The sequence below is a fragment of the Janthinobacterium foliorum genome (assembly GCF_978021625.1).
Genome location: NZ_CDXDQE010000077.1, coordinates 1 through 354 on the forward strand (window position 1 = coordinate 1; position 354 = coordinate 354).

Genomic DNA, 354 nt, shown 5'->3' on the forward strand with positions numbered 1-354 from the left:
GCCACGCCGCGCCGTATCAGCCTGCCGACCTATCCGTTCGCCAAGGAGCGCTACTGGGTACCGGCGGCGCCCGCCGCGCTGGCCGTGGCGGCCGAAGCCGCGCCGGCAGCGGCGGCAGGCGCGCGCCAGGCACTGTTGCTGAGCAAGGCCTGGGAAGCGGCCGATGCGGCGCGGCAGCCGCGCGCCGGCCAGCGCCTGGCGATCCTCGCCTGCGCGCAGACGGCGGCGCTGGCGGCGCAGCTGGCCCGGCGCCATGCCGGCAGCATCGTCATCGATGGCGGCAAGGATGAGCAGCTGCATGCGCCGCGCGACTGGCGGCAGTACGACGCCTGGGTCGACTTGAGCGGCTGCGCC

The 354-nt window shown here is 76.3% G+C and carries 1 protein-coding gene; it reads left to right on the plus strand.

Annotated features, from left to right (window positions below; all coding sequences use genetic code 11):
• Window positions 1-354: hypothetical protein (locus tag ACZ92H_RS29565; protein ID WP_465051986.1), on the plus strand; the 354-nt coding region annotated here is incomplete at both ends.